Origin of the sequence: Allobaculum sp., assembly GCF_047010065.1 — a bacterium.
Lineage (GTDB): Bacteria > Bacillota_I > Bacilli_A > Erysipelotrichales > Erysipelotrichaceae > Allobaculum > Allobaculum fili.
Map to the genome: position 1 here is coordinate 1 of NZ_JBKXLD010000108.1, position 7,240 is coordinate 7,240.

General features: G+C 52.0%; 6 protein-coding genes. All 6 read left to right on the forward strand.

The window, feature by feature from the left end:
• The first annotated feature begins 39 nt into the window (after positions 1 to 39).
• Positions 40 to 810, forward strand: a complete 771-nt coding sequence (locus ACLUYS_RS08640; RefSeq protein ID WP_412659614.1) for a TlyA family RNA methyltransferase — start codon at positions 40 to 42, stop codon at positions 808 to 810.
• A gap of 222 nt (positions 811 to 1,032) precedes the next feature.
• Positions 1,033 to 2,673 carry a DNA repair protein RecN gene (locus tag ACLUYS_RS08645; protein WP_412659615.1) on the forward strand — a complete coding sequence of 547 codons (1,641 nt, stop codon included), beginning with the start codon at positions 1,033 to 1,035 and terminating at the stop codon, positions 2,671 to 2,673.
• The gene (dinB, locus tag ACLUYS_RS08650) at positions 2,666 to 3,940 is read left to right on the forward strand and encodes a DNA polymerase IV (RefSeq protein ID WP_230267422.1); all 1,275 of its coding nucleotides are present in this window, start codon (positions 2,666 to 2,668) and stop codon (positions 3,938 to 3,940) included. Before ACLUYS_RS08645 ends, dinB begins: the two co-directional genes overlap by 8 nt.
• Complete coding sequence (locus ACLUYS_RS08655; protein ID WP_288338890.1) at positions 3,933 to 4,826, forward strand: tRNA1(Val) (adenine(37)-N6)-methyltransferase; 894 nt, start codon at positions 3,933 to 3,935, stop codon at positions 4,824 to 4,826. The genes dinB and ACLUYS_RS08655 overlap by 8 nt, the downstream gene beginning before the upstream one ends.
• Positions 4,810 to 6,039, forward strand: a complete 1,230-nt coding sequence (locus tag ACLUYS_RS08660) for a tyrosine-type recombinase/integrase (protein ID WP_412659616.1) — start codon at positions 4,810 to 4,812, stop codon at positions 6,037 to 6,039. Before ACLUYS_RS08655 ends, ACLUYS_RS08660 begins: the two co-directional genes overlap by 17 nt.
• A 204-nt stretch (positions 6,040 to 6,243) precedes the next feature.
• Positions 6,244 to 7,098, forward strand: coding sequence for an Mrp/NBP35 family ATP-binding protein (locus tag ACLUYS_RS08665; protein ID WP_230267428.1), 855 nt, complete (start codon positions 6,244 to 6,246; stop codon positions 7,096 to 7,098).
• Positions 7,099 to 7,240 lie beyond the last annotated feature (142 nt).

Below are 7,240 nucleotides of genomic sequence, written 5' to 3' on the forward strand. Positions count from 1 at the left end.
ACATTTCGCTCGACGATTTAATGGAAAGGCTGAAAGATCATGCGTCTTGATCAGAATCTGACCAAAGAACTGCAGACGCGCACCCGTGCAGCCGATGCCATCAAGCAGGGCCGCGTCTCGATCGCCGGAAAAACCATTACCAAGCCGGCGTATGAACTGAAGGAAGAAGAACAGGATCAGATTGAAATCCGTCCTGCCGAGCACGATTATGTCAGCCGTGCCGGCGGAAAGCTTCAGGCCGCCTTTGACGCCTTTCACATCGACGTGAAAGATCAGTGTGTTCTCGATATCGGCGCCTCCACCGGAGGTTTTACGCAATGCGTACTTGAACATGGTGCGCGCAAAGTATACGCTTTAGATGTTGGTCATCTGCAGCTTTCACCCGCGCTCAAAGCGGATTCGCGGGTGGTGGAGATGGAAGGCGTGAACGCACGCAGCATTTTAAAAAGCTGGTTTTCGGACAAAATCGACTTTATTTGCATGGATGTGAGCTTTATTTCCGCCCTTTCCATACTCGAACCGCTGTTTTTGCAGATGATGCCCGAGCATCTGTGCGTGCTCGTAAAACCGCAGTTTGAATGCACCAAAAACGCACTCAACAAAAAAGGCGTCATTAAAAATCCGAAATACGAAGCGCAGGCCGTAGAGAAAATTCAGAACGCACTTTTGATGCACTACGCAAAAGTACGCAAAATTCCCTCGCCGGTCGTCGGCCGCAGCGGCAATCAGGAATACCTCCTGTACGCGTGCCGGCCAAAAGAGATCCACAGCGCGCCTGAACCGACGGATGCTCCGGCAAAACCGGAATAACTCAAATAACCAGGATCGCGTCTGGACGTATAACGGAAAGAAGCCGAAAAGACGTTACGGCTGGATAGCCTTTTTGCGGATACAACTGAAGACAATACAGTCAGCCGCCTGCCTCTTAGGAAGCAGACGGCTGACTGACTAACGGAATATGGAAATACGGCCCGTTTTAAAGAAAACGAAAGTATTTCCAAAGAACAAAATCATTTAGAAAGAGGGATCACCATGATTGAACAGCTGACAGTCCAGGATTATATCCTCTTTGATCAGGCTCAGATCGATTTTGATCAGAACATGTCGGTCATCACCGGCGAAACCGGTGCCGGTAAATCGCTGCTCATTGATGCCATTCAGGCGATTTCCGGCGAACGCATCGGAAAAGGCGTCGTCCGTAAGGGAAAGGACAAGGCCATTTTGCAGATGGTCCTTTCCAACCCGTCTAAAGAAGTATGCCAGATGCTCGAGGAAAACGGATTTGATGTCGAAGATACGATCATCATTACCCGCATCGTCAGCGCTTCGGGAAAAAGTCGCATGCTTCTCAATTCCCGGACCACCACGAACAGCTTTGTCGCCAAAATTGTCTCCCGCATGGTCGACATCCATTCCCAGATGGATACCATCCGGCTGATGGATCCAGCTTTGCAGCTGGAAATGCTGGACCGCTTTGCAAAAAATGAGGAGCGGCTGGCACAGACCCGCGCCGCCTATTCGCGTCTGCGTGCGGTTTCTGCCAAAATTCGCAAGCTCAAAAACGAAACGTTTTCGCAGGATCGTCTCGATTATCTGACCACACGGCTCAACGCCATTCAGAACGCGAAAATCAAGGAAGGCGAACTCGAAGCTTTAGAACAGAAAATCGCCAAAGCCGAACAGATTCAGGACGCGTTTGACTCGATGTCCGAAGCGCTCTATCTCTACCGCAAGGAAGGCGGCATTCAGGATCTGCTCGTCGAAGCGGCCGGCTGCCTGAAAAATCATCAGACTGAAGAAGAATTCGGAACCCGTCTGACCGATCTGGCTTTTGAAGTCCAGGATCTGTTTGAGCGGGTATCCGATGTAAAAAACGAAACGATGATGCAGGAAGGCCATCTCGACAAAATGCAGGAACGTCTGTTTCTCATTAAGGATCTCTTCCGGGAAAACGGCGGCACGTACGAGTCGATGACCAAAGCCGCTAAAGATATGGAAGAGCAGATCGATCAGATTCTGCATCGTCAGGATGTCTTTGAACGTCTGGAAAAAGAACGCCGCCATGCCATGAGCGAATACACGAAGCAGGCGTCATTGCTGCATCAGGCGCGCAAGGCGGTCGTTCCTGCACTGAAGGAACTGGTGGAAAAGCACGCGCGGGATCTGATGCTCGAGCACTGCGTGTTCGACATTCATTTCGATAAAAAGCAGCCGTCAAGCGATGGTATGGATGCAGTGGAGTTTTACGCGTCCATGAACCCCGGCCAGGCTCCTTCCCCGTTAAAAGCTTCGGCCAGCGGCGGTGAGCTGTCCCGACTGATGCTGGCGCTGAAAGTCGTGTTCCAGGCCGAAGATGGCATCGGAACCCTGGTGTTCGACGAAATCGATACCGGCGTTTCCGGAAAAGTCGCACTGGCGATGGGATCGAAAATGCATGCGCTGGCCAAAGACTATCAGGTACTCTGCATTACCCATCTTCCGTCCGTTGCCGTATGGGCGGACGATCACTACTGCGTCTCCAAATCGACCGACGGAACGATTACGACAACCCAGGTGAGCGAACTGTCTCAAGAAGATCATTTTAAAGAGCTGGCCATCATGGCCAGCGGCAACGCCGATGAAGCCGGCGTTTCGAGCATGAAAGAGCTCGCCAGACGGGTACGCCATGGCTAGAGTGCTTTTTCATATCGATCTCAACGCCTTCTTTGCCTTCGCCGAAGAACTGCGCCATCCCGAACTGAAGGGAAAGCCGCTTGGCATTGGCGGCAATTCTTCGCGCGGCGTTCTGAGCACCTGCAATTACATCGCCCGTCAGGCCGGTCTGCATTCCGCCATGCCGGTCCTGCAGGCGAAGGAAATGTGTCCGGAACTGGTTTTGCTTCCGCCCGACGGGGAATACTACCGCAAGCTGTCCGGTCAGTTTTTCGCGCTCATCCGTCAGTACTGTCCGCGCATGGAAATTCTTTCCATTGATGAGTGTTTCGTCGATGCGACCGATGTCATTACGAAGTATCCAAGACCGCTCGATCTGGCCGTCGCCATTCAGCGTGCCGTTTATGAAAAGCTGGGTCTGAAGTGTTCGATCGGTGTGGCGCCGACGCGCTTCCTGGCAAAAATGGCTTCCGATCTGCGCAAGCCGATGGGCCTTTCCGTTATTCGAAAACGCGATATCCCGGCCAAGCTTTACCCGCTTGGCGTGGAAACGTGCATTGGCATCGGAACGAAAACCGTCCCAAAGCTGCAGGAAGCGGGCATTACAACAATCGGCGATCTGGCGGATCCGGAAAACGAAGCGCTCTGTGCGCAGATTTTCAAAAATTCCTGGCCGGAAATGAAGGCGCGAATTCATGGGCAGTCGAGCGACCAGCTCGTCTTCTCGAGCTCGCGCAAATCCATTTCACATTCCCGGACATTTCTGTCGGATCTGTACTCGCTCGAAGATCTGCAGAGCCAGTGTCGTACGCTCGTGTACGAGCTGGCGGAAAGCATGAAAAAGAAAAATCAGCGCGGCGCGCAGGTTTCGCTCGTTTTGCGCGATATTCACTTTCGCAATAAGGTGCGCTCGAAAAAGCTTTCCGGCTATACGAACGATCCGATCATTTTGTACGAAGCCGTCAGCGGTCTGCTCCAGAAGGAGTTTGATCCCGTCGGCTACCGGCATATCGGAGTAACCGTCGGTTCGCTGGCCAATGAAGAACAGATGCTGTTTCAGCCGACGCTCTTTGATTTCGACGCCGGCGCGCCCGATCATCTGCTTGAGTCCTTAAACCGCTCGCTGTCTAATGAAGAAACGGGCGGAAAGCTCATGACGCTTGGCGATCTCATGCGAAAAAAGGAAGAAGAAAAAAGCAGCGACAAGGCGGATGCCAAATCTCCGAAAGCCAATCCGGATGAGGAAAAGACAGCCGCGCCTGCGGCTTCGGAGAACGCGTATGCGTAAACGGCCGCCCATTCTCGATCTGCTTTCCGCTGCGCAGAAAGAGCGTCTGAATCAGGACGAGCTGGACTTTCTGCGCAGCGAAGCAAATTTTGCACTGGATTATTTTCTGGCCCCCTATAACCGCCTGATCCAGAACCGCACGCAGTTTTGCATCAACAGCGACAGTGCTGCGCTTGCATTGTTCGTTTCCAAAATCCGCAATCGCAAAGTGCTTGAAATCGGCTGCAACAACGGAGCCATTCTTGCGTATATTTCCCAGGAAAATCCTGCCTTCCTTTGCGGCGTGGAACTGCAGGAAAGCGCCGCAAAGCTCGCGCAGATCAACATGAAGCTTTTTTCGAAAACGTCTTCGTTTGAAATTCGAAACGGTTCCATTCTGGATCTGAATGCGGGAGAGTTCGATCTGGTCCTTTGCAATCCGCCCTATTTTGCCCCGTCTCCTGAGCAGGCCGTACGACCCCTTACTTCACGGGAAATTGCCCGCGTAGAAGGCGATCTGAATCTGAAGACGATGATTGAAAGTGCCAGACGCCATTTGAAATCGGGCGGGCGGTTCTGCTTTGTCCATCGTCCTTCCCGGCTTACCGAGATTTTTGCATTATTGAAGGAAAACCGTTTTTCCATTTCCCGTCTGCAGACCGCCTACGATATTCGAACGTTTCAGCCGTGTGCCGTCCTGGTCGAAGCCGTGCTGGATCGCTTTGTTGATCCCGTACTGGAAACGGCTCTTCTTTATGATGGAACGTGCCGTCCGAAAACGATGGAAGAATATTTCCGGACTCACGATCTGAATGGATCGGCTGGCGGCGCAGAGATCAATCCAGAAAGTACGGACGGTACCTGTATGGTCAGAAAGGAAGGCGAGGAAAATGACGGAAAGCAATAAATCGACCGAAGAACGCTTGGATAAAAATCCCGCGGATGAAGATCTTATGCAGTCTTCTCTGGCATCGGCTTCTTCAAAGCCGATGGATCCGATGCTCGAGTCGATCGTTTCCGACTACTTTTCACAGGCAGCCGGCGGACGCATGCTTTCTCAGTCTTCCATTCAGGCGCAGAAAAATGATCTGCGCCTCTTTTTTGAAGAATGCAGGCAAGGAGAACTTTCCCCGCTGAATCTGAATACCAGCGAAATGCAGAGCGTCATCGACGGACTTGCCTCCGGTTATGCCCCTTCTTCCATCGCGCGTCTTTGTTCGACGCTTCGTTCGTTTTATTCCTATTTGTCGCTTCGTCTCGATCAGCCCGATCCGGCTATGACGCTGCGCGCGCCGCATTTAAGCCGGGCTTTGCCGCTGTGGGTGAGCGCCGAAGAATTTGAAAAGACGCTCGAAATCTTTGAAGCCGACGATAAGGGCATACTGGATAAAACGATTCTGATGACGCTGTACTGCTGCGGACTGCGTGTCAGTGAACTGTGCACGCTCGAAGAGCGGAACGTCCGTCTCGATCAGAAGCTGCTTCGCGTCATTGGAAAGGGAAGAAAGGAGCGGGTCATTCCGCTGCCCGATTCGCTTTGCACTCAGATGGACGAATACCGAAAGCGCGTACGGGATCCCAAAGCCGGCATGCGCAAGTTTTTCTTCGTTTCGCTCAAAGGCGAAAAGCTCAACCGGCAGTACGTCTATCGTCTGGTTAAGAAAGCGTCAATTCAGGGCAGTCTTCCGCCTTCTTCGAGTCCGCATGCGCTTCGCCATTCCTTTGCGACAAGACTGATGGAGCACGAAAGCGATTTGCGCTCGCTCCAGGAACTGCTTGGACACAGCGATATTTCGACCACCCAGATTTACACCCATATTGATACAAACCGCCTGCTCAGTACGTACGATCAGGCGCTGCCCGATTTCGGCACCCTTGGCGGGATTGCGGATGGACAGGAAGAAGGAACGGTCGCGGAGAAAGACGCTCCATCGCTTTCACAAAACGTGTCTGAACCAAAAGAACGAGCCGATCGGCTGGAGTCATCTGTGTCGGATGCAAAATCGATCTCCAGTACGGATGTATCCTCTTCGATCGAACCGGCGAGTCAGGAAGTTCATGAGCGCAGACGGCTTTCGAGAGCGCAGCGAAAGAAAGCCGAAAAGGCGTCGAAACAATAGACGATGGAGTACTTTTGAAAAACTGTGTGTCCTTTTGTACGATCGAAGCCCTATACGCTCAGCCTCACGGACGGGCTAAATCGAAGAATAGAGACAGAAGTATGAAATCGTGGCAAAATGAAAAAGCCGGCCGCACAGGCCGACCAGAAAAGAGTCTTTCTCTTTTCTATTTTGAAAAGGCCAATCTGGCCGGGAGGAATAAGCATGAGTTGTGAAGGATGCCCTTCAAAAGGTAACTGTTCAAAAAATCCGGAAAGCTGCGGACTGCAGCCCAATCCGGCTAATCATATCAAAGCCATTGTTCCGATCATGTCCGGAAAAGGCGGTGTAGGCAAATCCACCGTGACGGTTATGCTCGCACGCGCGCTGGCTGCCATGGGCAAATCGGTAGGTATCATGGATGCCGATGTGACTGGACCGTCCATTCCGCGTCTGTTCGATCTGCAGGATGAACAGGCGTACGCCAATGCCGAGAACTTCGTTCTGCCGGTAGAAACGAGCGATCATATCAAGACGATGTCCTTAAACTACATGATGGCCAACGAAGGCGATCCAGTCGTATGGAGAGGTCCGATCGTTTCCAATATGCTGAAGCAGTTTTATACGGACGTCATCTGGGGCGATCTCGATGTACTTCTGATCGACATGCCGCCAGGAACCGGCGATACTGCGCTGACGATTTTGCAGGAGCTGCCGGTAACCGGTGTCGTTATGGTCACCACGCCGCAGCCGATGGTTTCCATGATCGTTACGAAAGCTGTTCGCATGTGCAAAAAGATGAATATCCCCGTACTGGGCATGGTTGAAAACATGGCCTACATGAACTGCCCGCACTGCAATGAACGCATCAATTTCTATTCGACCGATGAAAACGGCAAGTTTGTCGGCATGGAAGGCCTTGAAGAAGTCAAGATGTACGCGATGCTGCCGACCGATGATCTGCTGCGCCGTACGAATGATTTTGATACCTTTACCATCGCGCAGATGGATGAAGTCAAAGCGCTCTTTGTCGAGTTCGCTAAGGAACTCTGCGAAGATCTCGAAAAGCTCGAAAAGTAAGTTTCCGCCTCTTTCCGGTATGTCCTGTGCCTCAGGACGTACCGGTCTTTTTTTATGGTGCAGGCGCAGGAAAGCAACGATTGTGAGAAGTAAGCGTCAAATAAAAGACGGGTATTTTCTCGACCGCCTCCTTGGGATAATT

Coding starts and splice junctions, on each gene's coding strand:
- ACLUYS_RS08660 (WP_412659616.1), top strand. CDS start 4,810: ATGACGGAAAGCAATAAATCGACCGAAGAACGCTTGGATAAAAATCCC.
- ACLUYS_RS08645 (WP_412659615.1), top strand. CDS start 1,033: ATGATTGAACAGCTGACAGTCCAGGATTATATCCTCTTTGATCAGGCT.
- dinB (WP_230267422.1), top strand. CDS start 2,666: ATGGCTAGAGTGCTTTTTCATATCGATCTCAACGCCTTCTTTGCCTTC.
- ACLUYS_RS08655 (WP_288338890.1), top strand. CDS start 3,933: ATGCGTAAACGGCCGCCCATTCTCGATCTGCTTTCCGCTGCGCAGAAA.
- ACLUYS_RS08665 (WP_230267428.1), top strand. CDS start 6,244: ATGAGTTGTGAAGGATGCCCTTCAAAAGGTAACTGTTCAAAAAATCCG.
- ACLUYS_RS08640 (WP_412659614.1), top strand. CDS start 40: ATGCGTCTTGATCAGAATCTGACCAAAGAACTGCAGACGCGCACCCGT.